A 26,912-nucleotide genomic window follows, 5' to 3' on the forward strand; every position below is an offset into this window, starting at 1 on the left:
GGGGAGAGCTCCGGGGGTGATTCCACTGGAATCACCTGGGCGGCGGTGCCGGAGGAGGCCTCCGGGGTGATTCCACTGGAATCATCTGGGCGGTGGTGCCGAAGAGGCCTCCGGGGGTGATTCCACTGGAATCACTTGTTCGGCGGTGCCGGGGAGAGCTCCGGGGGTGATTCCACTGGAATCACCTGGGCGGCGGTGCCGGGCCTCCGGGGTGATTCCACTGGAATCACTTGTTCGGCGGTGCCGGGGAGAGCTCCGGGGGTGATTCCACTGGAATCACCTGGGCGGCGGTGCCGGAGGAGGCCTCCGGGGTGATTCCACTGGAATCACTTGTTCGGCGGTGCCGGGGAGAGCTCCGGGGGTGATTCCACTGGAATCACCTGGGCGGCGGTGCCGGGGAGGTCTCTGGGGTGATTCCAGTGGAATCACTTGGGTGGCGGTGCAGGGGAGGCCTCCAGGGTGATGCCAGTGGCATCACTTGGTCGGTGGTGCCGGGGAGAGCTCCGGGGGTGATTCCACTGGAATCATCTGGGCGGTGGTGCCGGAGGAGGCCTCCGGGGTGATTCCACTGGAATCATCTGGGCGGTGGTGCCGGAGGAGGCCTCCGGGGTGATTCCACTGGAATCATCTGGGCGGTGGTGCCGGAGGAAGGTCTCCGGGGTGATTCCACTGGAATCACTTGATCGGCGGTGCCGAGGAGGCCTCCAGGGTGATGCCAGTGGCATCACGGCAAGTGCATGAGGGGGCAGCTTGGATACCGCATCGAATAGCTATGGCAACGACGCATTCAACAGCTACGCAAAGGGTTTTTTAAAACCCTTTAAGGGTAAGGGGGAGCTGATTCGGCTCCGTGATGAGTTGGAGGAGTCGGCAAGAGCGGCGCGGCAAGAGGCGATCGATATAGCCTCGCAGGCGAATGGGGGGTTGCTGAAGTCGACCGACCTCTGGCTGACCCCATGGGGTAAATCAGGCGTTCCTGCCAGAACGCTGCAGTGGCGCGATAACAGGCAGAGGAGCATGGGGCTTTGGCTGCTGGAAACGTTCCTGGCTCGCGACGACATATCCGAGGCGATGCGGCAGTCCGTCATCGATCTCGAGGTGCAGCGCTGCGTGTTCAATGCCAAGGCGGCCACGATCAACTGGTCGATCAAGCGAATCGGCAAGGCGCTGGCCGATATCGAGCATGCCGTCTCATTTCAGCGATAACGACCAAGGAGGATACCCATGGGCACCCGCTTTTACGGTGAGGGAAATATCGGCAGCGATCCGGAGGTTCGGACATTCCCCGTGCGTGAGAACCAGCCGCCCCGCACGCTGCTCAGGCTAAACGTGCGATTCGATAACCTGGTCCCCAAGGATGGAGAGATCGTGGATCGTGGTGGCTTCTGGGCCGATGTGGAGTGGTGGCACCGTGATGCCGAGCGCTGGTCCCGACTGTACCAGCGGGGCATGCGGATTGTGGTAGTGGGCAAGATGGTTCAGGACAGCTGGGAGCAGAGCGGCGAGACGCGAACGGCGTTCAAGGTGCAGGCAGACCGGGTCGCTATCTTGCCTCACCGGGTGGCTCAGGTAATCATGGATGCCCCCCATAGCCATCAACAGCCGGCTGAGCAAGACAACAGCGGCGCAGAGGCCAGCCAGGAAGGCTACGGGGGCTAGCCGCTGAGTGATCATGGATGAACCAAGGAGAAGAGCGATGAAGGGAGCCAGGGGAGTTCTGTGTTGGGTGAGCCTGGGTGCTGCTGTGACCTTGGCAGCGGGCTGTGCCACACAGGACCATCTCTACTCTCAAGGGCGCTGCCTGACCTGTATCAACAATCCGGTGACCGGGGAACCAGTCAATTACGACCCCGGGCAGCAGCCTGCTATCGAAAAGGATGCTGTGGCAGCCAGCGGTGACCAGGAAGTATCGGCAAGCAGCCGGCATGGGCGCTTCAGCATGGCATCGCCGCTTGATGTGGATACGGCCTATGCTCGGGTGCGTTCCGAGTTCGGATTCCGCTCCGATGCGGACTTCAACCCGAACAGCAACTCTGACCAGTGGGCGATGATGGACAATGCCTGGCACTTCGATGCCACGCCCGGCGCTTTCTACCAGATGAGTGACTATGCCAGGCAGGCCGTCAACGGTGCCGAGCACTCCCTGGTGCTGAAGACTCAAATCCAGCGCGACGGCAGCGGCTCTCGCATCAACGTTGAGTATCTGCCAACGACCAGTGCCGGGTACGATGGAGATGCCATGGGTGAGGCGCTTGAGGAGCGTTTCCGTATGGCGCTCCGTTAGCGCAGACAGGAGGGCATTCGGTGACATCGCCAGCACTGAGAAAAGAGCGGATCGGCATCACCCATGCGGCGCAGCGGCTGGGTGTTCGTGTCACCGATCTCAAGGATGCCCTTCGGCATGGACGCGACCTTCGCGGCCATGCGCCACCCCAACCCATTGTCAGAGGTGCCGGCTCGTCCGGCACCCAGATGTTGTTCCTCCTGGGCGAGGTGATGGACGTCGCCGAGCTGATGGCCAACTCTTGAAGACGTCGGTGCAAAGCCGTTTCGCTGTCGTTCCCTTTCTTGCTTCGCTCCCTCCCACTGCCTTGCCATGCTGCCCTCCACGCTTATGAGGGAGGTGTGCCAATGCGTCTATTCCTGTGTGAGAAGCCTTCGCAGGCCCGAGATATTGCCCGTGTGATCGGTGCCGGCCAGCGCAGCGAGGGCTTCCTGAAGGGCGAGGGGTGTGTCGTGACCTGGGGGTTCGGGCATCTGCTCGAGCAGGCCCCGCCGGAGCAGTACGACCCGGCGCTCAAGCGCTGGTCGCTGGAGGCGCTGCCGATTCTGCCTTCGACCTGGAAGATGGAGATCAAGAAGAGCGGCCGCAAGCAGTTCGGTGTCGTGAAGAAGCTGCTGGGCCAGGCGACCGAGGTGGTAGTGGCCACCGATGCCGACCGGGAAGGGGAAACCATCGCCCGCGAAATCTTGGATCACTGCGGCTATCGGGGGAAGGTCTCCCGCCTGTGGCTCTCGGCCCTGGATGATGCCTCGATCCGCAAGGCCCTGGCCGGCATCAGGCCCGGCGAGGCGACCTACCCGCTATATCTGGCTGGGCTCGGGCGTAGCCGGGCCGATTGGCTGGTCGGGATGAACCTGACCCGGGCCTATACGGTGCTGGCCCAGCGACAGGGCCATCAGGGAGTACTCTCGGTGGGGCGTGTGCAGACGCCTGCGCTGCGCCTGGTTGTGGATCGCGACCGGGAGATTGCCAACTTCGTTCCCCAGCCCTTCTGGGAAGTCGTGGCGCATCTGCAGGCGTCGGGCGGGACCTTTCAGGCGAAGTGGCAACCGAGTGATGCCTCGATCCAGGATGCCGCGGGGCGCTGCGTCAGCGAGGAAGCCGCCCGGTCATTGGCTCAGCGAGTCACCGGGCAGCAGGGGCGTGTCAGCCACCTCGAGACGAGCCGCAAGAAGGAGGCGGCGCCACTGGTGATGGATCTCTCATCGCTGCAGCAGGAGGCGTCGCGCCGCTTTGGTTACGGTGCCCAGCAGGTATTGGATATCGCCCAGGCGCTCTACGAAGTCCACAAGGCGACCAGCTACCCGCGAACCGACTGTCGGTATCTGCCGGAGTCGCAGCGCGATGATGCCGAGCGCATCGTGACGATGCTGCTGCACTCGGATGAGGTGCTGTCACCGCTTCGCCAGCGGCTGGACACGAGCCGCAAGAGCCGTGTCTGGAACGACAGCAAGATTACCGCCCACCACGGCATCATCCCGACCGCGGCCTGCGACCTGGCCAAGTTGAGCGATGACGAGCGCAACGTCTACGACCTGATTCGTCGCCACTACCTGGCCCAGTTTCTGCCGGCTCACGAGTACGATCGGACCGAGGTGCGGGTAGACCTGGAGGGCGAAGCGTTTGTGGCCTCAGGGCGGCAGGTGCGTGTGGAAGGGTGGCGCGAACTCTTTCCCCGGGCGGCGGTTGGAGATGGCGGCGACGAGGAGCGGGAAGCGCCCCCGCTGCCGTCGCTGAGCGAGGGGGAGTGCTGCCAGGCCCGTCAGCTTGAGGTGCTGGCCAAACAAACGACACCGCCCAAGCCCTTCACCGAGGGCACCCTGGTCGCCGCCATGAAGCATGCCGCTCGGTTCGTGACAGACGAGCGCCTGAAGGCGCGCCTCAAGGAGACAGCTGGGATCGGCACCGAGGCAACGCGAGCCGGCATCATCGAGACGCTGCTGAAGCGGGGCTTCATCAAGCGGCAGAAGCGTGCCCTGGTCTCGACGCCGACCGGTCAGCAGCTGATCGATGCGCTGCCTACCGTCATCACCAATCCCGGCATGACGGCGCTCTGGGAACAGGCGTTGGATGACGTCGCGGCAGGGCGCCTGGCGCTGCAGGAGTTCATGGGCCGTCAGGCCGGCATGGTGGAGAAGCTGGTGCAGCATGCGCGAGAGTCCACGGTGACGATGCCTCAGTCGAAGAGCAAGACGCCAGGAAAAGGCGCCGGCAGCCGGCGCAAGGCGTCATCATCTTGACCCTAAGAGGGGTAGGCTCAATAATGAGAGCCGTACCCCGTTGGTTGCTGACGGTCATCACGCAACGCCCTTTGAGCGCCAACGCTCAATCCCCCAAAGTATTCGCACCTCGCGAGACGAATACGCCCCATCCCGCCTATACGGCTCACACTGCATCATCAACAGTCGGGGTTCGAGGTTCATTAGTCCCAGGCCAACTTGGTTGGTTGGCCACCTATCTCATACGACGACCGGCCTGCCGGCTACCTTGAGCCAGGGTAGCAGCCAGGCCGGTTGACGTTTCCACGCTGGAAACGCCTGCCCTTCTGCGGAGCCCGCCGCATCACCAACGGGAGCCCTTTGTGCAGGGATCTGTGCTTGATCGACCGAATGCGTCCGCGAAGAGATTCGGGTGCCACCGTGAGCGAAGCATGGCAACGAGGGACATGCCTTGGCTCCAGTTGCATGACGGACATCCTGGTACTTGTCGATACGGCGACGACCCTGTTGATGCCCTCTATGGTCTTCAATCCCAAGACGTGGCGTGCCGCGTCTTGCGAGTGGGGATATCGAGGAGACGCTGCCGAAGCAGTGAGCAGTCTCCCAGTGGGCAAGTGCCGCCGCTGGCGGCCCGGTGGTCTCGGCCGGTTCCAACCGAGACACCCCAGGCACCCAGGCGTTTCAAGGGTGCGCCGCTTGGCGGTACGCCGTCACCCAAGGCCTCGCGCATCCCGAGACGAGGCCGCCCATTCGGGCTGGATGCCACTGCGATTACCACCCATTCGGGGAGATGCCTCCCCAGGGGGGCGGACCCCCTGGAACCTGGAGGAAGACCCCATGGCCACGATTGTCGACGACCATGTCATGGTCTGTGACGACTGCCTGATGATCATCGCCAATGACGATGCCACCGGGCTGGATCACTTCCTGGATGAGGAGAGCGCTGCCGCCCGAGAAAGGGAGGTGCGTGATTCCATCTACGCAGCGCAGCGCGACGGGAACACCCTCGTCGTCGGCGATAGCGAGTACGACGAAGCGTTCTCGACCTCATCCTGCGACTGCTGCCACACCCACCTGGCGGGCGCTCGGCACCACTGCGTGCTGATGGGCTGAGCCAGCGTCTGAAACCACCTATTGCCCACCCGGGAAGCCACTCGACTTCCCAGAGGGGGCGAGTGTCTTCCGGGCGCACACCGCAACCCACCGAGGAGACACTCCATGACGAACTCCACTCACCAGAGTGCCACCACTGGCTTCTTCGATCTGCATATCACCGGCCTTGGTTATCTCAACCGCATCCGAGAGGTCAGGCCGAAGCGTGGAGACGCGTTCTGGGCATGCGATATCGCAGCCCTGAACGGCCCCGCGGACGATGTGGGGTATACCCGCTTCGACTGCCGGATCAGCGGCCGTGAGGCCGAAGCGCTCGTCAAACGCTGCCGTCAGGCGGTGTATCAAGGTCGCAAGGTGCTGGTGGGCTTCAAGCTGGGCGACCTCTGGACGGACACCTTCGTCTACTCCAGAGGCGACAAGGCGGGCCAGACCGGCGTCAGTCTCAAGGCGCGCCTTCTGTTCATCAGCTGGATCAAGGTGAACGGCGAGATGGTTTACCAGGCGCCCCGCCGCGAAGAGCAGACTGCCGGCAACGACAGATCCGCTGCCTCAGCGGAGCCGTCTGAAACCGGCAATGGCTACGCCGCTGCCCATGCGGGAGAAGCGGCCGGCTCCTTCGATTCGCCGGCTATGCACTGATCCACAGCGCTTCCATCAACCTACCCAGCCGGGGATTTACCTCCCCGTCGGGGAGGTTCTTCTCGGCGATGACAGTCCGCTGGAGAAGACAATGCGAGTGGAAGTTAACCAACTGCTCTACGATCCGCGAGATCCGACCTGCTTCTACATCCTGAGCGAGAGTGCCGGGAGGCTGTACGCCTTCGTGCAGTGCATCGATCGGGGCATGGATCTCAAGGCTCACTACCGCGCCCGCTATTGGGGCGAGTACAGCCACGACGACCCGGATGGCAGCATCCGTCTCATCCTGACTCACGGGGGTAAATGGCCAGGCCTGCCCCTCGACTAACCACATTGCCCATCACCACCCAGCCGGGGAAATGCCTCCCCGCTGGGAAGGTTCTCCCCGGCGCTGTTATGAACGGGAGAACCACGATGGAACACTTTGTCCCTAATCCCTATGCGGTCGAAGGTGCGCTGATTCGGGAGGCGGTGCTGCGCGAGCAGTTTCGTCTCACGGTGCATGGCACGCGCTGGGAGTATGACGATACCGCTCCCTCGGACCCCTGGTTCGAGGAGACAACCGTCATCGACGCTGGCAGCTTTGCGACGGTCACCGAGATCGTCCATGCAGAGCCCGACCTTCTGGCGCATATCGGCCCGGAGGTCATGCTGTCTCACGCCGAGGTGCGAGACCGGTACGGTCGCCTTGTGGCAGCAGCACGCTTTACGACGGGTGCCTTCGAGTGGCTCATGCCGCCCACCGTTCAGGAAGCGTCTGCGCTACGCGAGCGCGAGCAGGCACTGGAGCAGCGGGCCAGGGAGGAGATTGCCCTGGCAGACAACGTCAGCGCAGCGCGCTGGCTTCGCGAGCAGGCGGCAGGCGTGCGGCTGCAGCTGGCTCTGGACCACTACTATCGACCCTATGTGCGCCGAGAGCTCGAGGCGCTCAGCGTCATGCCAAGGCACTGACGATTCCCAACCTGCGAAGAACGCCCCATTCCGGGGCGTTTTTCCTTTCCCCGCCTGATTACGCTTTCCAATCGACCCGCCCCCGCAAACCCGAGAACCTCCTGCCTCAACGCCATTGAATGGACTCCTTGAGGCAACGCATGCTCAACCTTCCCACCCTCTCGACCGCTGCGCTGATCGCCACCACGCTGCTGGCGGGCTGTGCGCATCAGCCGCAACAGGCTCCTGAACCCTCGAACGCCGACTCTCTGGTGCTTTCGCTGCCGTACTTCGACGTGGACGGCGAGCGGCATCGGGCCGTGGTCACCGGCCCCAACCCGCCGACGACCGAGGCCGTGACTCCGGACATTTACAGCGACGAACTGCCCTCCGTTGAGGTCATTCGCACCGGGCGTTACCAGCTGGTGGCCACTCAGGCCTCGCTGGGTCAGCGCTACCTCCTGGAGCAGACCATCGACGTGCGCATTCCGGCATCCATGACCACCACTGTGGAGGATGCGCTGCATCACACCCTGCGCCATACCGGCTATTCGCTCTGCCCCGCGCCCGGCCCCGCTCAGCGCACCCTCTACCGCAAGCCGCTGCCGGCGGCCCACTACCGGCTGGGCCCGATGCCGCTGCGCGAAGCCCTTCAGGTGCTGGGCGGCGACGCCTGGGAGCTGGAGGTCGACCCTGTCGCCAGAGAGGTCTGCTACCAGGTGCGGGATATCCGCTATGCGCCGGGGCACGGCGACGACAGCCGTGACGAGCGCAACGAAGCAGTGGCGGAGGTGAGCGATGCGTGAGCCTACCGAGCTGTCGCCCAACCACAAGCCGACGGAGCCGCAGCGTCGCCGCAAGTTCGGGGCAGGGAAGGGCAGCAGGAAGACCCTCTACGGTCTGCTGACGGTCAGCCTGGCCGGTGCTGTGGTGTCGGGGGCTCTGCTGTTGAGGCCGGCGCCTGAGGAGGTGCCGGTGGAATCTCTGGTGCAGTCCCAGGTGCAGCAGGCGGTGGTGCCCCTGGAGGAGGCGCTCGCCCGAGTGGAATCGCAGCAGACGGTGCTGGAGCAGCACCTGGCGGAGCTGGACCAGCGTCTCGAGCGAGCCGAGCAGCGCGGGCTGGAGAATGCCGCCGATATCACCGCCGCACAGGCGCAGCTGGAACAGCGGGATCCGCTTGAGCCCCGCCTGGCCGAGCTATCCGAGACGCTGAGCCACCTGGATAGCGAGCTCAACCTGCGCGTCACCGCCCAGAACGAGCAGATCCAGACGCTGGAGAAGCGCCTCGAGCAGAGCCGGCAGGCGGCACCACGCCCGGCACCTGCCCGCCAGGCGCCGCGGCCAGCGGCCCCGCCGTCGCCCCCGTTCCAGGTCACCGGCGTCGAGTCCCGGGGCGGGCGCCCCTACGTTGGCGTTTCGCCCAACGGCCTGTCGAGCCTGCGGGATATCCGGCTGCTGGGCGTCGGGGATCGCCAGGATGGCTGGGAGCTGACCAGTATCCGCGGCACCCACGCCGTCTTCAGCCGCAACGGCCGCTCCGTCGACGTCCAGATTCCCTGAGCCCACCGGAGATCCTGCGATGACAAACCCGAAACCTGCTGTGCTTGCCGCGATGACCGTTGCCGTGGCGCTGCTGGCCAGCCAGGCCGCTGCCCAGTCCACTACCCAGTCCACCCCGGAGCATCGCCCCGATGCCTCCGCCGTGATGCAGGAGGCCCAGCGGCTGCTCGAGAGCGAGCGCACCACCACGCGCACGCAGCGGGCCGAGGCCTGGAAGCTGACCGAGCGCGACTGGGAGCGCTACGAGACGCTGATGGAAGGGCCGCGAGGGATCTGGTCGCCCAACCTTGACCCCATCACCGCTCTTGGCGTGGAAGCGCGCAGCGCCGAGGAGCGCCGCCGCTATGCGGAGCTGCTGGTGGCCGTGGAGCGCGAGCGCACCGAGCGGGAGCTGGCGTTCCAGAGAGCCTATGACGAGGCCTGGCAGCGCCTCTATCCCGACGAGATGCCGGTGGATGAGTTCACCTTGCGGCCGCGCAACGCCTTTCACTTCACCGACGGGGGTGCGCTGCAGGCGCGGCTGACGGTGTATGTGGCGGTCGAGGCGTGCGAGCGCTGCGACAGCACCGTCAGCGAGCTGCTGGCCCAGGGCGCTCAGATGGACATCTTCGTGCTCGACAGCGACGGCGACGACGCCGTGATACGCGACTGGGCCCGCCGCGCGGGCGTGCCGGCGGATCGCGTGCGGGCGCGGGACATCACCCTCAACCACGGCCAGCCGGACCCCGAGCACGGCATCACCATGGGGTCGCTGCCGCAGGTCTACCCGAGGTGAGGAGGGGGTATGAGGCTGACAGCATGCCGACGCCTGGTGATGGGCTGCGCGCTTGGCTGTGGTCTGGCGGTGGTGTCATCGCTGGCGAATGCCACCGTAGTACCGCCTGCGTACTTCGACGCCGCAAGCCTGCACCAGGTCCCGCCAGAAGTGCTCTATGCAGTGGCCACGGCGGAATCGGTAGTCAGCTTCAAGGTGGGGCGCCGGCCCTGGCCCTGGACCCTGAACGTGGCGGGGGAGGGCTTCCACTTTGCGACTCGCCAGGCGGCCTGCGATGCCCTGGTGCTGGCCCTTCAGGAAACCCGCGTCGTGGACGTGGGCATCGCCCAGCTCAACGTGCGCTGGCAGCCGCAGCTGTTCGGCGCTGGCAAACGCTTTCCCCACCCCTGCGATGCCCTGGACCCCTACGCCAACCTGGAGGAGGCGGCCCGCCTGCTGCGCGGCCACTTCGAGGTCACCGGCGACTGGGTGCAGGCGGCCGGGCGCTACCACCGTCCCGCTGGCGGAGAGCCGGCGGCCCGCTACCGCCGCATCGTCGCCGCCGAGCTCGAGCGGCTGAACACATCTCGCCAGCGGCAGCTGGCAGCCAACTGAGGAGATGCGACCGATGGTGAAACGTGATCGCTGCCGCTGGATGTTACCCGCTCTGGTGGGTGGGCTCCTTGGGCTGTTTGCCGCCATTGCCCAGGCGGAGACCATGCCGCGTATGTCCCTGGCCGAGCGGCCTGCCCTGGAGGTGCTTGCCGACCATGGCGGGGAGCCGGCCCGCCCCTACTTCGTTGCCATCGGCATGGCCGACGTGCCGGAGGAGGAGGGCTATGCCCCGGATACGCGTGCGCCGGTGGCGTTCAGCGAGGCGGATATGCTGCCGGTGACCAGTGAGCGGCTGTCGCCCGGCGAGGTGCGCTTTCGTCCGCTGGATCTGCCGAGCCGCATGACGCCCTTCTTCCTGGTCGGTGACGATGCGCTGTCGCTGCGCTGGCTGGAGGCCCGCGGGGAGACCCTGCGCGAGCTCAACGCGGTGGGGCTGATCGTCGAGGTGGCCACGCCCGAGGGGCTTGAGCGCCTGCGCGAGGCGGCGCCGGGGCTCGAGCTTCGCCCCACGCCGGGGGACGACCTGGCCGGTCGGCTGGGCCTGGCCCACTACCCGGTGCTGGTGACGGCTCAGGGGCTGGAGCAGTAGGAGCGCACGATGAACCAGACACACCCTCTGGAGGCGCTGCTGCGCCCGGCGGTAGAGCTCAACACCGCCCTGGTCTGCCTGGCCTGTGCGGTGCTGTGCGTCATGGCGCCCTGGTCGCTGGCCCTGTCGCCCAGCGTGGGCTACGGCATGGCGGCAGGCTTTGCTGCCTTCGGGCTGTGGCGTGCCCGGCAGGCCTGGGTGGTGCTGCGGTACCGTCGCAACATGAAGCGCCTGCCGCGCTTCGCGCTGCGTAGCCGGCAGATTCCGGTCAGCCAGCGGCTGCTGTGGATGGGCAAGGGCTTCAAGTGGGAGGCGCGCCACACCCAGCGGCTGCATGAGAGCCAGCAGCCTCATGTGCAGCGCTATCTGCGCCCGGGGCCGGCCTACCGCCTGGCCCGTGAGCTGGAGAACCGGCTGGAACGCTATGGCGCCGGTCGGCCGCTGGTGAAGCTGCTCGCCGCGGATGTGTCCTGGAACCCGGTACGCCCGCTGCCGCCGGTGGGTGGCATGGCGGCATTGCACGCCGTGGAGTGGAAGGAGCGCGACGTCTATCTGCCCCTGGGCGAGCGGGTCGGCCACACCCTGGTGGAGGGCACCACTCGGGTCGGCAAGACCCGGCTCGCCGAGATCCTGATCACTCAGGACATCCATCGCGGCGACGTGGTGATCGCCTTCGACCCCAAGGGCGACGCCGACCTGATGATCCGCATGTATGCCGAGGCGCAGCGGGCGGGCCGCGGCGACGCCTTCTACGTCTTCCACCTGGGCTGGCCGGATATCTCGGCGCGCTACAACGCCGTGGGCCGCTTCGGACGCATCTCCGAGGTGGCCACCCGGCTCGCCGGCCAGCTCTCCGGGGAGGGCAACAGCGCCGCCTTCCGCGAGTTCGCCTGGCGCTTCGTCAACATCGTGGCCCGGGCCCGTCATGCCCTGGGGCAGCGCCCCACCTACGAGCAGATCCTCTCGGACGTGGTGAACATCGACGGCCTGATGATCGAGTACGCCCAGCAGACCCTGACCCGCCACGACCAGCACGCCTGGGAGCGCATCACCACCATCGAGGGCAAGCTCAACGACAAGAACATCCCCCGCCAGTTTCAGGGCCGTGACAAGCGGGTGGTGGCCATCGAGCAGTACCTGCAGCAGGTCAAGGTGGTGGACGCCGTACTCGAGGGGCTGCGCAGCGCCGTGCGCTACGACAAGACCTACTTCGACAAGATCGTGGCGAGCCTGCTGCCGCTGCTGGAGAAGCTGACCACCGGGCGCATCGCCGAGCTGCTCTCGCCGGACTACGACGACATCGAAGACCCCCGGCCGATCATCGATTGGCAGCAGATCATCCGTAAGCGCGGCATCGTCTACGTGGGCCTGGATGCCATGAGTGACTTCGAGGTGGCCCAGGCGGTGGGCAACTCCATGTTCGCCGACCTGGTCTCGGTGGCCGGCCATATCTACAAGCACGGCATCGATGACGGCCTGCCGGCGGTGAACGGCAAGCGCATGGGCAAAGTGCCGATCAACCTGCACTGCGACGAGTTCAACGAGCTGATGGGCGACGAGTTCATCCCGCTCATCAACAAGGGGGGCGGCGCCGGCATCCAGGTCACCGCCTACACCCAGACCCTCTCCGACATCGAGGCGCGCATCGGCAACGCCGCCAAGGCCGGCCAGGTGGTCGGCAACTTCAACAACCTGGTGATGCTGCGGGTGCGCGAGGAGAAGACCGCCGAGCTGCTGACCCGGCAGCTGCGCCAGGTCAACGTGGCCACCCGCATGCTGGTGAGCATGGCCTCGGATTCCAGCGACATCGCCAACGATATCGACTTCACCAGCTCCGGCGGCGACCGCATCAGCACCGTGCAGGTGCCGATGATCGAGCCGGCGGACGTGGTCTCGCTGCCCAAGGGGCAGGCCTTCGCCCTGCTCGAGGGTGGCCAGCTCTGGAAGGTGCGCATGCCGCTGCCGCTGCCCGATAGGCACGAGGACATCCCCGGCAGCATCGCCGAACTCGCCGAGCGCATGAAGCGCGACTACACCACCGGCGAGCAGTGGTGGACCGCGGTGATGCCGCCGCCGGTGAACCTGGAGCTTGGCGAGCTGGGGGCCGAGCTCCCGGTGCGGGCCCGCGATGCCCAGGAGCCGCCGCCTGCGCAGGCAGAAGCCCGAAGGGAGGAGCATGACAAGGGCGAGGCCAAAACGCGCCGGCAAGGGGAGGAGGCCGAGGATCAGCTGCTCGACGAGTGGCCGCTGGCCCAAGAGATGGAGAACCGTGATGAACATCGAGACAACGCCCATGACGCCTGATACCGCGGCAACCGCCATCGTCTCCAGCGTCGCCCTGGAGAGCGGCTCTTTGAGTGAGCTGCCGCCGGCCCTGTACGGGCTGCTCGACTACGTGGTCATTGGCATCGACCGCATCGAGCTGACCCAGCGCGCCTACCGCAAGGGGCTCTCGCCGGTGTGGGAGCAGGGCGAGCACCCCCATGAGGGGCGACTGATCCTGCACTACCACGACCGCCGCTGGTCGCTGCTCTGCTCGCTGACGCCGGTGAGGGTGCACTGAGATGGCCACGGCAGAGCGCGCCCAGGAAACCCGACGCGGCTGGCTCTCCACGCTGTTCGGCCTGCCGTTTCAGATCATGGCGGTGCTGGTGGTCTCGCTGCTGATGTCGGTGCTGATCGAGTGGGCGGGAATCTACTGGCAGTGGTGGAGCCAGCCCGGGGCCCAGCATGCCCTGGAGACCCTGGAAGCGGAGGTGGCCCGGCTGGATACCACCTTCACCCGCTCGCTGCTGGTCTCGGACCCGATCGCCCTGGCGACGGGGGCGGTCAGTCGCGCCTACGACTGGCTGTTCGTGAGGAGCGGGATAGCGGCCTGGCTCGAGACCAGCGCCCATCAAGGGGGCTGGCTCGGCACCCTGCACGTCTATGTGCAGGCGGCGCTCTACGTCACGCTGATGACCCTGACCCGGGTGGTCATCCTGCTGCTGACCTCGCCGCTCTTCGCCCTGGCGGCCCTGGTCGGCTTCGTCGACGGCCTGGTGCGTCGTGACCTGCGCCGCTTCGGCGCGGGGCGCGAGTCCGCCTTCATCTACCACCATGCCAAGCGGGCCATCACGCCGGTCTTCGTGGTGGGCTGGCTGCTCTACCTGAGCGTGCCCTTCGCCATCCACCCCAACGCCTTCCTGCTGCCCTGCGCGGCACTCTTTGGCCTGCTGGTCAGCATCGCCACGGGCAGCTTCAAGAAGTACCTCTGAGGCCCCACGTCGCGGGCCTTTCCGCCGCCTCGCCGTCATCGCCCGGAGCCTGTGCGGGCTCCGGCACTTTCGTGTCCAGGGTATTGAGCGGGCAGAGATAAACGTCGTGTGCGGCGCTTATGGTTTCCTGCTGCGCTGCACCCCGGCGGGCGACAGGATGACGGCAATGCCAGCCAACGGATGGACTGTCTTGCCATGACGCTTCGCTGCCTGTCTCGGGCCCTGTCGCCCCTGCTTTTGACGCTGCTGACCGCTCAGTTCGGTACCGCCTATGCCGCCGAGCGCGACGGCGTGCGCGATGAGATCGCCCGCCAGGATCTGGCCCTGATCCAGGACCAGCTGGCCCAGATCCAGCGCATCGTGGACCGGCTCGAGGGCCGCGTCGGCGAGTTCGACCCCCACACCACCCGCGTCTTCCTGGACGTGCCGCGCCTGCGCCGTGACCTCGAGGCGGTGGCCGAGGGCATCGACGACGTGCTCGAACCTCCTCGCCTTCCGCCCCGCCAGCCGGCGCCGCTCGCCGGCGACTACCTGCGGGAGCGGTACTGATGGAGGCCTTCGCCGCCGGTGCCGGCTTCGAGGCGCCTCCTCTGGGCATCCTGATTGCCGGAGTGGGCTGCACGGTGGTGCTGCTCTGGGCGTGTTGGAGCGCCATCTCCTCCTACCGAGGCTACGCCAAGGGACGCGTCAGCGGCGACGACTTCGGCTTCGCCGCCCTGCGCGCCGTCTTCCTGGTCGTGGTGATGTTCTGGATTTTCCTCTGAGGCCGCAGGCCTCGCACCTTCGTCATTCAGCAATTCGTCATTCAAGAAGGAGCTCGTTATGACTACCGTGCGTTCACTCTTCTCTCGTGCCCGTGCTCATGCCTGTACCCGAGGCTTTGCTGCGCTTGCCGCGGCGGGGCTCGTGCCGGCCCAGGCCATGGCACAGGGGCTGCCCACCATGGAGGCGCCGTCGCGAGGGGAGGGGGAGGGCCTACTTACCACCCTGCAGAACTACCTGTTCGACTTCGGCGCCCTGGGCGGCCTGATCCTGGCCACGGTGGCCTTCCTGATCGTCGCCATCGCTGCCATCGCCACCTTCAACGAGGCCCGGGTACGCGGTGAGTGGTCGAAGTTCGGCGTGGTGGTCGTGGTCGGGGTGGTGCTGATCATCGCCATCATCTGGCTGGCCACCAAGGCGTCGGAGATCCTCTGATGGCCAACCGTCTCGACTTTCTGCCGACCCGCCTCAACGCCGCGCCGGTGGTGTTCCGGGGCATGACCGGGCATGAGGTTGGGATGATGGCCCTGGGCGGCCTGGCCGCGGGCCTGCTGCCGGGCGCGATCGGCGCCTGGCTGCTGGGGGCCATCGCCATGGTGCCCACCGTGGCCTTCGCCTGTGCCGGCATGGCGCTCTACTTCGGTGGCGCCGTCATGCGGCGGCTCCGTCGCGGCCGTCCCGCTTCCTGGCTCTATCGCAGCCTGCAGTTCCGCCTGGCCCGGCGGGGCATCCGCCTGTGGGGCGGCGAGACCCTGATCACCCGCTCCGGCCCCTACTCGCGGCGGCGGATGCGCTACCAGCCGGGAGGTCGGCCATGAGTCGCTTTCGTCACGCCCTGAGCGCCCGGGATGCCCATATCACCACCCTGCGCCTGGTCATCGCGGTGCTGGCCCTGTTGAGTGCCGGCCTGTGGTGGGGCTGGAAGTCGGCCCCGGAGAACCTGACCATCCACAATCCGCCCGACCTGCGCTCCGGCAGCACCCGCGCCTGGTGGGAGGTCGACCCCTCGAGTGTCTATGCCTTCGGATTCTACGTCTGGCAGCAGATCAACCGCTGGCCCTCCGACGGCCAGAGCGACTATCAACGCAACCTGCAGGCCTACTCGCCCTTTCTCACCCCCTCCTGCCAGCGCTACCTGGACAACGACTACGAGACCCGCAACCGCCGTCAGGAGCTCTCCGGGCGGGTGCGCGGCATCTACGAGATCCCCGGGCGAGGCTATCGCACCAGTGCCGTCGAGGTGCTGAGCCGAGATGCCTGGATCGTGACCCTGGATATGGCCATCGACGAGCAGTACGCCGGCACGCCGGTGCGCGACCTGTTCATTCGCTATCCGCTGCGCATCGTGCGCGCCGACGTGGATCCTCAGCGCAACCCTTGGGGCCTGCAGGTGGACTGCTTCGAGGGCACCCCGCAGCGCCTGGCGGTGCCCGGCCGTGAGGAGGAAGGAGACCTGCTATGAAGCGCCTGATACTGACCTGCCTGGCGAGCGCGGTGCTGGCCGGCGACGCCCTGGCGGTGGAGATCATGCACTGGGAGCGCCGCCCCCTGGAGATCCCGCTGCCGGTGGATGAGGAGCGCATTGTCACCCTGGACCGCAACGTGCGGGTGGGGCTGCCGCCGGCCCTGGCCAACCCCGAGGTGCTGCGCGTCCAGAGCGCCGGGGGCGTGCTCTACCTGAAGGCCTTTGAGGCCTTCGAGACCCAGCGCGTGCGAGTGCAGGACGTGGAGAGCGGGGATGTGCTGCTGCTGGACCTCTCGGCCCGGGAGGGAGCCAGCAGCGAGGAGATCCTGGTGGTGGACAGCCGCGAGGCGCAGGCGTCAGAGGCGTCCCGGCCGGCGGCTCAGGCGTCAGGCGGTGAGGCTCAGCAGGCCACCGCCACGCCGGTGCCCGTGCGGCTGACCCGGCATGCCGCCCAGTCGCTCTATGCGCCCCAGCGGACCATCGAGCCCCTGCGCGGCGTCTCTCGCGTGCCCATGCGGCTGCCCGAGTCGCTGAGCACCTTACTGCCGTCGCTGCCGGTGACCGCCACACCCCTGGGCGCCTGGCGGCTCGACGGCTGGACGGTCACCGCGGTGAAGCTGGAGAACAACGACCGGCGACGCGCCTTCGAGCTCGACCCGCGCTGGCTGCAGGGAGACTTCTACTCCGCGACCTTCATGCACCCCTACCTGGCCCCGCGGGGCTCCGTGGAGGACACCACCACGGTCTTTCTGGTCACCCGGCGCGGCGGCCTGGACCGGGCGCTGATCCCGCTGGAGGAGACGGATAAGGCCGAGGAGGGCACCTCATGACCCTGCGCAGCAACACCCTGCTGAAGGTGCTGGTTCCGGCGCTGCTGGTGATCGTGCTGCTGATCGTGGTGCGCGGCCTGAGTAGCGGCGGCGATCCCGGCACGGACGCCGAGACCGGGGAGGCAGACCCGACGCTGACCCTGAGCGACGACGAGCTGCAGGCGCTCGGCATTGAGGGGGATACCCCGCGGGACACCGTGGCCACCCTGGTGGGCCACGTTCAAGCCATGCGTCGCGACCTGGAGCAGGCCCAGGCGGAAACCCAGGCGCTGCGCGATCAGAACGAGCGGCTGATGAGCCGCAACCAGGACGTGGACGGCGCCATCGACGAGGCGCTGCGCCGCGAGCGCGAACGGCTGCGTCAGGAGATCGACCAGTCCCAGCCGGACAGCTCCATGCTGGGCACCCTGCAGCGTCAGCTGGACCAGCTGCGCCGCCAGGTGGATGGGCAGCGCGACGACGATCTGCCCATCGGTTTGGGCCTGGAGGGCGGCGGCGGCCCGAATGGGACGGCCTACTCGGGCCCCGGCTCGGCGCAGGCGCTGACCTGGGTCGAGCCCCTGGACGCCCAGGAGGACGAGCGTGGGCGCGGCGAGACCACCTTCCCGACCCGCTTCGGTGAGGCCGCCGGTGAGCTGGGCGAAGCGGCCCAGCGCGCTTCCAGTGCGGTGGAGAGCCGGGTGACCGGCCGCCACGATGAAGCCAGCGTAGAGCCCGTCTATACGCTGCCGGAGAACTCCACCCTGATGGGCTCGGTGGCCATGACGGCGCTGCTGGGCCGGGTGCCCATCGATGGCACCGTCAACGACCCCTACCCGTTCAAGGTGGTGATCGGCCGCGAGAACCTCACCGCCAACGGCATCACCCTGCCCGAGGTGGAGAGCGCCATTGTCAGCGGCACCGCCACCGGCGACTGGACGCTCTCCTGCGTGCGCGGCCAGGTCAACTCGATGACCTTCGTCTTCGAGGACGGCACCGTGCGCACCCTGCCAGCCCCGGAGGACGTCAATTCCGGCGACGGCTCCGGCCGCACCACCATCGGCTGGCTCTCCGACCCGAGGGGACTGCCCTGCATCCCCGGGGAGCGCAAGACCAACGCCCAGCAGTTCCTGCTGACCAGCTTCATCCTCGGCGCCGCCGAGCAGAGCGCCAATGCCGTCGCCATGGGCGAGGTCACCACCAGCGTGGACAGCGGCGGCGTGGTCAGCGGCCTCACCGGCAGCTCCGGCCGCTATGCGGCCAGCCAGGCCCTGGCCGGCGGCGTCTCCGACGTGCGCCAGTGGGTGCAGGAGCGCTTCGGCCAGACCTTCGATGCCGTGTACGTGCCGCCCGGCCAGCCGGTGGCCATCCATATCGAGCGTGAGCTGCCCATCGACTACGAAACACAAGGAAGGAGGGTGCGATATGACCGCACGGGCGCGGATGTCCTCGATCTGCCGTAGTGGCGTAAATCGTTCTGCGAGAAGTGCTGCAAAAAGCTCCGCCAGGCCGCTGGCGGCCCTGATGATCACCCTGCTGGTGGCGGGCTGCGCCACCTCCCAGGAGGCGCTGATGCCGGTGGGCGATACCACCATGATGGAGATCTGGCAGAATCAGGCCGGCCACAGCACCGGCGAGCGCCGCCTGCTGGACGTGCGCAGCGAGCTGCGTCGGCCCCTGGAGAGCCCGGAGCTGGTCAGCGAGCAGCTGCGCTACAGCCGCGACGCCAGCAACGAGATCTACAGCCAGTTTCGCCGCCTGCCCAACCCGGACCTGGTGATGTACGTCTTCCCCCATCTAGCGGGGTCCGAGCAGGTGCCGGTACCCGGCTACTCGACGGTGTTTCCCCTCTACCAGCGCACCCAGTACGCCATGCCCGGCGAGAGCGCTCGCCCGAGCGCAACGCTGGAGAGCCGGGATGACGAGGGGAGGGCGCGCTGATGTCCAAGTTCGACGACCTGATGAACCGGCTGTTTGGCAGCGCCCCGGCCGGCGACAGCGAGCCCGGCCAGACGCAGGAAGCCGTGCTTTCAGGCCGGGATAAGGCCGAATGGGACGAGACGCCAGCGGCCGAGCCCGAAGCGCTGGCCGCGCTCAGCAGCGACGTTCACGGCCGGCCGCTGGCCCTGCCCCGGGGCAAGGCGCCTTCCGTGGCCGAGCTGCGCGCGCACTTCCGCCGGGCGCCCTCGTTCAGCAACTACCTGCCCTGGGTGGAGTACCTGCCCGAGTCGGGCTGCTTTCTGCTGGAAGATGGCGTCTCGGTGGGGGTGGTGGCCGAGGTCTTCCCCATTGCCACCGAGGGCCGCGCCCCGGAGTCCCTGGAAGCGATTCGCGACCAGATCGAGGCCGCCTTGCAGGACAGCCTGCCGGAGTATGAGCAGCACCCTTGGGTGGTGCAGCTCTTCGTCAAGGATGAGGTCGACGCCCGCCCGGACCTGGAGCGCATGCGCGACTATGTGCGCCCCCGGGCCCGGGAAGCCGAGTTCACCCAGGACTGGCTGGCGAGCATGGGCGCCCACCTCAAGGCGATCTCCAAGCCGGGCGGGCTGTTCCAGGATGACGGGGTGACCCAGACCCGCTGGCGGGGCCAGACCCGTCGCACGCGCCTGGTGCTCTACCGCTGGCTCGGCAAGAAGCGCCAGGCGGGGGAGCGTCAGCGGGGGCTCTCCCCCGAGCAGGCCGCCAATCAGGTCTACGACCGGCTGGCCGCCGCGCTGCACGGCGCGGGACTGCGTCTGGAGCGCTACGACGGGCGCGCCTTTCACCGCTGGATGCTGCCGCGCTTCAACCCGCGGCCGCGGCTGGCCCCCGATGACCCGGCGCGCTTCTACGCCCTGTGCGACTACCCCGAGGACGCCGGTGACGTGGCCTGGAACTACGACCTGGCCGAGGGAATGCTCTTCAACTCGCCCCGGTGCGATGTGGAGACCGGGCTCTGGTGGTTCGATGGGCTGCCTCAGTGCTGCGTGGTGGTGGAGGAGATGCGCCGGGCCCCGGTGGTGGGCCATCTCACCGGCGAGGTGCGCCGCTCCGATGGCCAGGCGAGCAACGCCCTGATGGACAAGCTGCCCGAGGGCACCGAGGCGGTGCTGACCATCGTGGCGACGCCCCAGGAGCCCCTGGAGGACCATATCAACCGCCTGCATAGCAAGGCGGTGGGCGACAGCGTGCTGGCCCGCCAGGTGCGCGAAGACTGCGACACCGCCCGCCGCTACCTGGGCCAGAACCACAAGCTCTACCAGAGCGCCCTGGCCTTCACCCTGATGGGCGAGGACGAGCAGGACCTTCAGCAGCGCAGCATGGAGCTGGCCACACAGCTGCTGCAGGTCAATCTCTCGCCGGTGGACCCGGAAGACGAGGTCGCCGGCCTGAACACCTACCTGCGCTGGCTGCCGATGAACTTCGACCCGGAGCAGGATCGCAAGAACCGCTGGTACACCCAGTTCAATTACGTCCACCACCTGGCCAATCTGGCACCGGTGTTCGGGCGCGGCCGCGGGACCGGCCACCCCGGCATGACCTTCTTCAACCGCGGCGGCGAGACCTTCAGCTTCGACCCGCTGAACCTCGAGGACCGCTCGGCCAACGCCCACATGCTGGTGTTCGGCCCCACCGGCGCCGGCAAGTCGGCCACCCTGAACGGCGTGCTGAGCCAGGTCATGGCCATGCACCGCCCGCGGCTTTTCATCATCGAGGTGGGCAACAGCTTCGGGCTGCTGGGCCAGTATTTCGAACGCAAGGGAATGAGCGTCAACCAGGTCAAGCTGTCACCGGGCTGCGGGGCCAGGCTGCCGCCGTTCGCGGCGGCCACGCGGCTGCTGGAGAACGAGGTGGAGGAGCGGCGTCTGGCCCGGGACGCCGAGGACGCCAACCCCTTCGAGGAGGCGCCCTTGGAAGAGGACGAGGAGCAGCCCGATGAGGAGCGCGACCTGCTGGGCGAGATGGAGATCACCGCCCGGCTGATGATCACCGGCGGGGATCCCAAGGAGGAGCGGGAGTTTCGCCGCGCCGACCGGCGCATGGTGCGCGACGCTATCTACCGGGCGGCGGAGCGCTGCCGGGAAGAGGGCCGCGACTGCATGACCCAGGACGTGCGCGAGGCGCTCTATGCGATCTCACGCGATACGGAGATCCCCGAGGAGCGGCAGCGCCGCGCCTACGACATGGGCGAGGCCATGGGGCTGTTCTGCGACGGCTTCGACGGCGAGGTGTTCAACCGCCCCGGTACCGCCTGGCCCGAGTGCGACGTGACCATCATCGACCTGGCCCACTTCGCCCGGGAGGGCTACGAGGCCCAGCTCGCCCTGGCGGTGATCAGCGTGACCAACATGATCACCAACCTGGCCGAGCGCGACCAGTACAGCGGGCGGCCCATCGTCCAGGTCATCGACGAGTGCCACCTGCTCACCGTCAACCCGCTGCTCAGCCCCTATCTGGTCAAGGTGGGCAAGATGGGCCGCAAGCTCTCCCACTGGATCTGGATGGCCACCCAGAACCTCGAGGACTTCCCGGACGCGGCCCGCAAGCTGCTCAACATGATCGAGTTCTGGCTGTGCCTCTACATGCCCCCGGACGAGATCGAGCAGGTGAGCCGCTTCAAGGAGCTCACCGCCACCCAGCGCAAACTGATGGCCTCCGCCACCAAGGTCTCGAAGAAGTACACCGAGGGGGTGGTGCTGTCGGGGCGCCTGGAAGCGCTGTTCCGGGTGGTTCTCCCAAACCTTTATTTGACCTTGGCGTCGACTGAGGGGGTGGAGAAAGTCGAGCGCATGCAGGTGATGAGAGAGCGAGGTTGCTCAGAGATTGATGCGGCATTGTATATCTCGCAGGTGATAGGCTCAGCCGCGGGATGAATCATTATAATTACCCGGCAAGCTGAGGTAGTTAAACATCAATTTAATGTGGCGGAGTGGGTTAAGGGGGGTGGAAGATACGGCTAATGCAGAAAGCTCCATTATGGTTAAATACTACACAATGGATATTAATATATTAATACTCACCTGTGTATATATTTTTAAGTCATTGAAATATATAGATTTAAATTAGCAATTGGCTGTCAGAGGAAAACAAAAAACCAAATATAAGTATTTAAATTATACTAAAGTATAGTGATGGCCGGGTGCTTAAGTGTCTAGCATTAAAGTGTGGTCGATTTTTTGGCCATCGTATTTGGGCAAGTTATATATAAACATAAAAGATGGATGCGTGGTTATGAAAAGAAAACTAATGATGTGGATTGTGGCTGCTTGGTTTGTACTGGTTAATGCCGGGCAATTCTATCCTCCGTTAAACACTGTTGAACCATATGTGCTGGGAGTGCCTTTTAACCTCGCATGGATTTGGGGATTTAACGGCTTGATGACGCTTTATCTGATATATTGTGCTAGTTGCGGATTTGAATCGCATGATGTTGACGAAAAAGAAGCGTATAAATTCGCTAAGGAGCAAGGGATTAGGGGGCTATAATGAATAATATGGCTATAATGGTTGTTATAGGCCTGGTTCTGTCTAGTCTGGCCTATTTGGTAATATTCTATATCGGCTACAAGCGAACAAACAGGAAGTCCGTTGAAAGTTTCTATATGGGAGGGCGAGATTTTGGAGGAGTGATTCTATTCTTAACAATAGGTGCATCTTGGTTCAGCATGTGGTTCCTTTTAGGTGCTCCAGGTTCCTTCTACACACATGGCTCTGGGTTCAGTACGTTCTTCATACTTAATATTTTGCTTGGGTTAATGTTTTTTGTGTATGGGAGAAGAATGTGGGTTCTAGGAAAAATTTTCAATTACACCACCCCCGGCGATCTTTTAGAGCACTATTACCAAAGTAGAGCAATCAAAACTGTCTCGGCGGTATTGAATATATATTTGCTTTTTCCTTACATCGGGATTCAGTTGCTGGGCGCGGGGCTTGCTTTTGAAGCAATTGGAAGCTCGTTTTGGTTAGGTGTTAGCACAATGATTGTGCTTGTAACCCTGTACAGCGTTTTTGGAGGTATCAAGGCTGTAGCGATGAAGGATGCTCTTCAGGGGCTTCTTTATATGATTTTTACATGGGTTGTGGCGGTATGGCTCGTCAAAAGTGGCGTCACTGGATTTGATAGCTTAAAAGCCTTGTTCTCTTCAGTGGATTCAGCACACCCTAGTTTTTTAAAGTTCCCAGGTGAGTCAGGATATTTCACTCCCGCTAACTGGTTTGGGTTTGCAGCTATATATGTCTTTGCTGGTGTTTGCCTGCCACATCTGTGGACAAGATTTTATATGGCAAAAAATATGGACGTTTTCAAAACTGTGACAGTGGGCCATATTGCATTTGCGAGCTGGGGGTTTGTACCAATACTTATAATTGCCCTTTTAGGCAAGATGATCTTGCCTGATATCGAGCGAGTAGATCAAATCTTCCCGCTATTGCTTCTTGAGTACTCTTCTATCCTAGGTGTTGTGCTAATTGTATGCGCTTTTGCGGCAGCAATGAGCACTATTGACTCCCAAAATATTGCCATGGGCACTGTATTTACAAAAGATATTTGGTTGTCTTTAGTGAAGCAAGACAGTAGCGAACGCCTTCAGATGTTGGTGGGTAGAATTTCAACAGTGGTCTTAATGGCTATATCTGTTGTATGGACCTTTACGTCGGAAGGCTCGATTCTGACATTGTCAATGATTGCTTTTACTTCTGCTGCATTGCTTTTTATGCCTCTTACAGGAGCGCTTTTTTACAAAAAAGCTGGTAAGTACTCTGCTGTATATAGCATGTTGGCTGGAGCGTTTGTTTTAGTTGCGTTCACCTATTTTGCTGATAGCCCTTATGGGGTTCATAGTGGAGTTTACGCATTGTTAGCTCAAGCAGTGGTGTTTTTTGGGCTTGCGCAGTTTGAAAGATACGATAAAGACTCTCACTCAAAGGGATATCATTCGCTGGTGAATGGAGCCATAAGCGGTAAGTTTGATAAGAAAAGATCCCTGTCCCCTTCTTTTGATGGTCATGGCAACAAGGAGTTGATCAAATGAAATATAAAGTAGCATCTATAATAGCCTCCCCTGCTGTTCTGGACATCTCTGGAACTGTTGATAAGTGTTGCTCGCTAATTAGAGAGGCATCTGAGGGCGGGGCCAAGCTGGTAGTTTTTCCTGAGACATTCCTTCCCATGTATCCTTGGTGGGTATGGATGGGCATTGATAATGTAAGAAAGCTTGAATTATACAATAAGCTATTTGAAAACTCGATCTCTATCCGAGATGACCACATAAAACGAATTTGCTATCAAGCCAGGGTAGATAAAGTCCATGTGGTGGTCGGGGTTAATGAAGTCGATGGTGGTACTCTATACAATAGCCAAGTTTTCATTAACAATGAGGGGGCGGTAATAGGGGTTAGGAGAAAGCTTGTACCGACTGGAGAAGAGAGAACAGTTTGGGGGCGTGGTGATGGCAGTGACTTGTTTGTGATGGAGAGTGATATTGGTAAGTTGGGTGGATTGATTTGCTATGAGAACTCTATGGCGCTGTCAAGGTATGCTTTATATAGTCAGGGGGTTCAGCTATATGTAGCAAATTGGCCTGGGTCTAACTTTAAAAGCCAGCCCAGAGATAGAACAAAGACCATTGATACCGTCTGTAGATTTGTTGCTTTCGAAGGACAAACTTTTGTTGTGGCTTCTTCATCTACTGTAAGTAAAGATGAAGTGGATTTTTATACTGAGATTTGCCCGGAGGTCGCTGGGAGCTTTGCTGTAGGTGGTGGAATAGCTGCAATATACAATCCATTTGGAGAGCCTGTGTCAGACCCTATTACTGACCAGGAAGGTATCTGCTACGGTGAAGTTGATACTGACTTGATCGTTCAAGCTAAGCATATGATAGACAGTGTCGGCCACTATGCAAGGCCAGATGTTGCTCAGTTGCACCTTGATGCGGTTCGTAAGCGACCCGTAGTTGGTGAGAAGGCAAGTCAACCACCGGAAATTAAGTTTGATTTTGATTCTTGATATGGAGGTTTAGACAAAATATTAAACTTGGGCGGCTAACCCCTTTTTGGCCGCCCCCTTTTTTTCAAGGGAACTGAAAATTTCTGTGCTTTTCTTACTGCAGAAGCTTGGCTTATTCCTAAGGCTTTTGCTACTAGCTGAGATGTTTTGTACCTTGAAAAAGCTTTTTCTATTATTGACTTCTCATGTTCATACAGCATTGATTGGAGTGTCGTATTTTTTGTATTTCTTTGGGTTTTTAATGCGTCGGCTTTATGCGTTAAGTTGTCAGATAACCAGCCGTCATCAGCAAGAATATATAGGCGCTCAATAGTGTTTTTTAGTTCCTTTACATTTCCCTTCCATGGTCTTTGTAAGAAGTCATAAATTGTGCTGGACGGTATTCGAAGTTCTTTTCCATACTTGTTAATTAATCTGTCAAGGAAATGCTTTGTGAGAAGGGGGATGTCTTCTGGCCTTTCTTTTAGAGGGGGGATTTCAATGGTAAATACTGAATAGCTGAGGAGGGGGTGCTTGGAGTTTATGGAGCTATCGCCATCAGTTTTTTGTGCTGTAGAGGAGATTATTCTAATGGAATCTGCGTTACCCAGGTTGTTGGGTGATGGTTTCTTGTTCAGTCTTTCTATAGTCTCAATAATCTCTGATTGCAAAGGCTTGGGGAGTTGGTCTGCGTTTTCTACATATAGCACTCCACCTTGCGAGGCCTCAATTAAACTGGCATTGTTGGATATGCTCTGGCCATGTTCGCCGTGTGTGTGATGGCCAAAGAGCTCCATGATTAAAAGCTCAGCAGGGAGGGTGCAGTTGATCTTAATAAAAGGTCTTTGCGATCTTTCGCTGTTTTCATGAATCAACCTGGCTATCATTTCTTTCCCAGATCCCTTTTCGCCACTTATAGTTATAGGGCTGTCATACTTTGAAAGCCTGGTTGATGTTTGGATTACATCTTGCATTCTATGGCTGGCGGCGATTATCCCGTCGCTGCGGAATAGCTTCATTTTCAGCTCTTTTAGCTCCTTCTCATATGCCGCTTGCGTAGCTTCAAGAAACTCTATTTTATCCTTAAGTTTATTGAGCTCGGTTATGTCTCTGACGTTCGTGATGACTTTTTGTATTTTCCCATCATTCCCGAATATTGGGGAGGCAGTAACCATTGTAATTACGCCAGTATGCACCTTTTGAATTATTGTAACCACTTCTTTTTTTTCTATAGCTATAAGTGTGGCGCTTTTGTCAAATACTCCTTGCTCCACCAAATCTTGCATATTTTTCCCTTCAACCAATTGTTTTTCCAGCCTTGTTATTCTGGGGATAGAGTTGTTGACAAATAAAGTTTTTCCTTCTCCATCAGTGATCCAAACCCCATCATATGAAAAGTTTATGGCGGAGATAAACTCTTGCAGCGAAATTTCTGTGTTGGTCTTTGAACCTTTGTTGGGCACGGTTTCTTTTTCTCTCTTTGGGAATGATTTCGGCTGAATATTGTTTGAGTCCAGCCTTCGCCTAGTTTGGTTTTGCTGGTGTCACGTTATCCATTCGTTTCTTGTCGAGAGCTAGCCTTAAGTCTGTTAATAAAAAATCACACTCCTCCTGCCTGGATTTGAGCCTTTGCTATTTGCCGCCACGTGGCTCAGAGAAGTCCGGTACGGTTCACCTCGAGCTTGTCACAGAACTCCAGCCCGGCTTTGAGGCGGTCCTCGTTCTTCAGCTTCTCGAGCTCTTTTTGGAGCTTGTTAAATTGCTGCCCCTTCTGCATATAGGTGTTGGTAATGGACATGCATCTCCTCGTGTTGGGTGAGTGTTGAAGGCAAGTATGGTGGATGCCGTTATTTGAATCAATGCCTCTCTTCAACCCGCCTTATTCATGAGGCCGGCCTGAAAACGAAGATGGCGAGTGGTTTTCTCTTGTAGAATCAGAATGTTCCTGCC

At 62.4% G+C, this 26,912-nt stretch carries 32 protein-coding genes; 28 read left to right on the plus strand and 4 right to left on the minus strand.

Going from position 1 to position 26,912, the window contains the following annotated elements; genetic code table 11:
- Positions 1-750 precede the first annotated feature (750 nt).
- The 5 genes from CPA45_RS20970 to CPA45_RS20990 all read left to right on the plus strand — a co-directional run bounded on the left by CPA45_RS20970 (position 751) and on the right by CPA45_RS20990 (position 4,524).
- A complete protein-coding gene (locus tag CPA45_RS20970; protein WP_096654986.1) occupies positions 751-1,206 on the plus strand; it encodes a DUF3158 family protein in 456 nt (151 codons plus the stop codon).
- Positions 1,207-1,224: 18 nt separating this feature from the next.
- Positions 1,225-1,659 carry a single-stranded DNA-binding protein gene (locus CPA45_RS20975; RefSeq protein ID WP_096654988.1) on the plus strand — a complete coding sequence of 145 codons (435 nt, stop codon included), beginning with the start codon at positions 1,225-1,227 and terminating at the stop codon, positions 1,657-1,659.
- 37 nt (positions 1,660-1,696) lie between these two features.
- Positions 1,697-2,284 carry a hypothetical protein gene (locus CPA45_RS20980; protein WP_096654990.1) on the plus strand — a complete coding sequence of 196 codons (588 nt, stop codon included), beginning with the start codon at positions 1,697-1,699 and terminating at the stop codon, positions 2,282-2,284.
- A gap of 20 nt (positions 2,285-2,304) precedes the next feature.
- Positions 2,305-2,529 carry a hypothetical protein gene (locus CPA45_RS22755; protein WP_133066807.1) on the plus strand — a complete coding sequence of 75 codons (225 nt, stop codon included), beginning with the start codon at positions 2,305-2,307 and terminating at the stop codon, positions 2,527-2,529.
- A gap of 102 nt (positions 2,530-2,631) precedes the next feature.
- Positions 2,632-4,524, plus strand: coding sequence for a DNA topoisomerase III (locus CPA45_RS20990; RefSeq protein WP_096654994.1), 1,893 nt, complete (start codon positions 2,632-2,634; stop codon positions 4,522-4,524).
- A 219-nt stretch (positions 4,525-4,743) separates the two neighbouring features.
- On the opposite strand, the gene CPA45_RS22760 is transcribed toward CPA45_RS20990, so the two are convergent.
- Positions 4,744-5,166, minus strand: coding sequence for a hypothetical protein (locus CPA45_RS22760; protein ID WP_133066808.1), 423 nt, complete (start codon positions 5,164-5,166; stop codon positions 4,744-4,746).
- A 174-nt stretch (positions 5,167-5,340) separates the two neighbouring features.
- Here CPA45_RS22760 and CPA45_RS20995 point away from each other — a divergent pair, with 174 nt between their 5' ends.
- Positions 5,341-5,616 carry a hypothetical protein gene (locus CPA45_RS20995; protein WP_096654996.1) on the plus strand — a complete coding sequence of 92 codons (276 nt, stop codon included), beginning with the start codon at positions 5,341-5,343 and terminating at the stop codon, positions 5,614-5,616.
- Between the two features lie 105 nt (positions 5,617-5,721).
- Positions 5,722-6,255 carry an STY4534 family ICE replication protein gene (locus CPA45_RS21000; protein WP_096654998.1) on the plus strand — a complete coding sequence of 178 codons (534 nt, stop codon included), beginning with the start codon at positions 5,722-5,724 and terminating at the stop codon, positions 6,253-6,255.
- Here CPA45_RS21000 and CPA45_RS22895 read toward each other — a convergent pair.
- A complete protein-coding gene (locus CPA45_RS22895) occupies positions 6,245-6,589 on the minus strand; it encodes a hypothetical protein (protein WP_165771599.1) in 345 nt (114 codons plus the stop codon). The genes CPA45_RS21000 and CPA45_RS22895 overlap by 11 nt on opposite strands.
- Positions 6,590-6,669: 80 nt before the next feature.
- On the opposite strand from CPA45_RS22895, the gene CPA45_RS21010 reads away from it, so the two are divergent.
- The 21 genes from CPA45_RS21010 to CPA45_RS21110 all read left to right on the plus strand — a co-directional run bounded on the left by CPA45_RS21010 (position 6,670) and on the right by CPA45_RS21110 (position 24,983).
- Complete coding sequence (locus CPA45_RS21010; protein ID WP_096655003.1) at positions 6,670-7,206, plus strand: hypothetical protein; 537 nt, start codon at positions 6,670-6,672, stop codon at positions 7,204-7,206.
- A 140-nt stretch (positions 7,207-7,346) separates the two neighbouring features.
- The gene (gene pilL2 / locus CPA45_RS21015) at positions 7,347-7,991 is read left to right on the plus strand and encodes a PFGI-1 class ICE element type IV pilus protein PilL2 (protein WP_165771600.1); all 645 of its coding nucleotides are present in this window, start codon (positions 7,347-7,349) and stop codon (positions 7,989-7,991) included.
- Positions 7,984-8,745, plus strand: coding sequence for a hypothetical protein (locus tag CPA45_RS21020; RefSeq protein ID WP_096655007.1), 762 nt, complete (start codon positions 7,984-7,986; stop codon positions 8,743-8,745). Before pilL2 ends, CPA45_RS21020 begins: the two co-directional genes overlap by 8 nt.
- A 19-nt stretch (positions 8,746-8,764) precedes the next feature.
- Positions 8,765-9,520 (plus strand): TIGR03759 family integrating conjugative element protein, encoded by a 756-nt coding sequence (locus CPA45_RS21025; RefSeq protein ID WP_096655009.1) that lies wholly within the window; start codon positions 8,765-8,767, stop codon positions 9,518-9,520.
- Positions 9,521-9,529: 9 nt separating this feature from the next.
- Positions 9,530-10,114: a lysozyme family protein gene (locus tag CPA45_RS21030; RefSeq protein ID WP_208858569.1), complete on the plus strand. Its 585-nt coding sequence runs from the start codon at positions 9,530-9,532 to the stop codon at positions 10,112-10,114.
- Positions 10,115-10,127: 13 nt separating this feature from the next.
- On the plus strand, positions 10,128-10,703 hold the full coding sequence (locus tag CPA45_RS21035) for an integrating conjugative element protein (protein WP_244287671.1): 576 nt from the start codon (positions 10,128-10,130) through the stop codon (positions 10,701-10,703).
- Positions 10,704-10,712: 9 nt separating this feature from the next.
- Complete coding sequence (gene traD, locus CPA45_RS21040) at positions 10,713-13,007, plus strand: type IV conjugative transfer system coupling protein TraD (RefSeq protein WP_096655013.1); 2,295 nt, start codon at positions 10,713-10,715, stop codon at positions 13,005-13,007.
- Entirely contained in the window at positions 12,976-13,266 is a 291-nt protein-coding gene (locus tag CPA45_RS21045) for a hypothetical protein (RefSeq protein ID WP_133066809.1), read from the plus strand. The genes traD and CPA45_RS21045 overlap by 32 nt, the downstream gene beginning before the upstream one ends.
- 1 nt (position 13,267) lies before the next feature.
- A complete protein-coding gene (locus CPA45_RS21050; RefSeq protein WP_096655017.1) occupies positions 13,268-13,960 on the plus strand; it encodes a TIGR03747 family integrating conjugative element membrane protein in 693 nt (230 codons plus the stop codon).
- Between the two features lie 195 nt (positions 13,961-14,155).
- On the plus strand, positions 14,156-14,509 hold the full coding sequence (locus CPA45_RS21055; protein ID WP_165771601.1) for an integrative conjugative element protein, RAQPRD family: 354 nt from the start codon (positions 14,156-14,158) through the stop codon (positions 14,507-14,509).
- Positions 14,509-14,724, plus strand: a complete 216-nt coding sequence (locus CPA45_RS21060) for a TIGR03758 family integrating conjugative element protein (RefSeq protein WP_096655021.1) — start codon at positions 14,509-14,511, stop codon at positions 14,722-14,724. Before CPA45_RS21055 ends, CPA45_RS21060 begins: the two co-directional genes overlap by 1 nt.
- A gap of 58 nt (positions 14,725-14,782) precedes the next feature.
- On the plus strand, positions 14,783-15,157 hold the full coding sequence (locus CPA45_RS21065; protein ID WP_096655023.1) for a TIGR03745 family integrating conjugative element membrane protein: 375 nt from the start codon (positions 14,783-14,785) through the stop codon (positions 15,155-15,157).
- On the plus strand, positions 15,157-15,540 hold the full coding sequence (locus tag CPA45_RS21070; protein ID WP_096655025.1) for a TIGR03750 family conjugal transfer protein: 384 nt from the start codon (positions 15,157-15,159) through the stop codon (positions 15,538-15,540). Before CPA45_RS21065 ends, CPA45_RS21070 begins: the two co-directional genes overlap by 1 nt.
- Positions 15,537-16,184: a PFL_4703 family integrating conjugative element protein gene (locus CPA45_RS21075; RefSeq protein WP_096655027.1), complete on the plus strand. Its 648-nt coding sequence runs from the start codon at positions 15,537-15,539 to the stop codon at positions 16,182-16,184. Before CPA45_RS21070 ends, CPA45_RS21075 begins: the two co-directional genes overlap by 4 nt.
- Entirely contained in the window at positions 16,181-17,017 is an 837-nt protein-coding gene (locus tag CPA45_RS21080; RefSeq protein WP_096655029.1) for a TIGR03749 family integrating conjugative element protein, read from the plus strand. Before CPA45_RS21075 ends, CPA45_RS21080 begins: the two co-directional genes overlap by 4 nt.
- Positions 17,014-18,459 (plus strand): TIGR03752 family integrating conjugative element protein, encoded by a 1,446-nt coding sequence (locus tag CPA45_RS21085; protein WP_096655031.1) that lies wholly within the window; start codon positions 17,014-17,016, stop codon positions 18,457-18,459. Before CPA45_RS21080 ends, CPA45_RS21085 begins: the two co-directional genes overlap by 4 nt.
- 61 nt (positions 18,460-18,520) lie before the next feature.
- Positions 18,521-18,937, plus strand: a complete 417-nt coding sequence (locus CPA45_RS21090; RefSeq protein ID WP_096655045.1) for a TIGR03751 family conjugal transfer lipoprotein — start codon at positions 18,521-18,523, stop codon at positions 18,935-18,937.
- On the plus strand, positions 18,937-21,849 hold the full coding sequence (locus CPA45_RS21095) for a conjugative transfer ATPase (RefSeq protein ID WP_096655033.1): 2,913 nt from the start codon (positions 18,937-18,939) through the stop codon (positions 21,847-21,849). Before CPA45_RS21090 ends, CPA45_RS21095 begins: the two co-directional genes overlap by 1 nt.
- 358 nt (positions 21,850-22,207) lie before the next feature.
- The gene (locus CPA45_RS21100) at positions 22,208-22,462 is read left to right on the plus strand and encodes a hypothetical protein (protein WP_096655035.1); all 255 of its coding nucleotides are present in this window, start codon (positions 22,208-22,210) and stop codon (positions 22,460-22,462) included.
- Complete coding sequence (locus CPA45_RS21105; RefSeq protein ID WP_096655037.1) at positions 22,462-24,006, plus strand: sodium:solute symporter family protein; 1,545 nt, start codon at positions 22,462-22,464, stop codon at positions 24,004-24,006. The genes CPA45_RS21100 and CPA45_RS21105 overlap by 1 nt, the downstream gene beginning before the upstream one ends.
- Positions 24,003-24,983: a carbon-nitrogen hydrolase family protein gene (locus tag CPA45_RS21110; protein ID WP_096655039.1), complete on the plus strand. Its 981-nt coding sequence runs from the start codon at positions 24,003-24,005 to the stop codon at positions 24,981-24,983. The genes CPA45_RS21105 and CPA45_RS21110 overlap by 4 nt, the downstream gene beginning before the upstream one ends.
- Positions 24,984-25,018: 35 nt before the next feature.
- Here CPA45_RS21110 and CPA45_RS21115 read toward each other — a convergent pair whose 3' ends face one another.
- Positions 25,019-26,425 (minus strand): sigma 54-interacting transcriptional regulator, encoded by a 1,407-nt coding sequence (locus CPA45_RS21115; RefSeq protein ID WP_096655041.1) that lies wholly within the window; start codon positions 26,423-26,425, stop codon positions 25,019-25,021.
- Between the two features lie 188 nt (positions 26,426-26,613).
- On the minus strand, positions 26,614-26,760 hold the full coding sequence (locus tag CPA45_RS22900; RefSeq protein WP_165771602.1) for a hypothetical protein: 147 nt from the start codon (positions 26,758-26,760) through the stop codon (positions 26,614-26,616).
- Between the last annotated feature and the right edge of the window lie 152 nt (positions 26,761-26,912).

The sequence above is a fragment of the Vreelandella nigrificans genome, assembly GCF_002374315.1.
GTDB classification, from domain to species: domain Bacteria; phylum Pseudomonadota; class Gammaproteobacteria; order Pseudomonadales; family Halomonadaceae; genus Vreelandella; species Vreelandella nigrificans.